This is a genomic window from Polaromonas sp. P1_G2, from assembly GCF_056405515.1.
Window position 1 is genome coordinate 1 of record NZ_JBFUBY010001617.1, and the last position, 377, is coordinate 377.

At 66.8% G+C, this 377-nt stretch carries 1 protein-coding gene; it reads left to right on the forward strand.

Annotated features, from left to right (window positions below):
• Window positions 1-45: 45 nt before the first annotated feature.
• Window positions 46-377 (forward strand): ANTAR domain-containing protein (locus AC1D0P_RS31805; protein WP_477680369.1); only part of this gene is annotated, 332 nt, incomplete at its 3' end.

Sequence of the window (377 nt, forward strand, 5' to 3'; positions counted from 1 at the left end):
GACCGGCGCCGGTCAAAAGCCCTTGCCGCGGCTGAGGGTGGTGTCATGATCGCCAACACGCCCAATTTCACCGGCTGGCACGCCGTCATCCTTGCCGAAGAGGATGGCAATACCGATCGTCTGCGCCGCCAGCTTGGCCTGCTTGGCCTCAAGGTCGAATGCCAGTGGAAGCCGCTGACGAATGCCGAGGCGCTCGACCTTGTCTTCGTCGATGCCGACCAGGGTTGGGACGAATTGCTGCCCTGGAGCGGCGACCGCCCATCATGCCCAGTCGTCGCCTTGCTCGGATCCGAAGCGCCGGGGCGCATTGCCTGGGCGCTGCGCCAGGGCGCCGGCGCGATCATCCCCAAACCGGTCGCGGCCTCGGCGGTCTATCC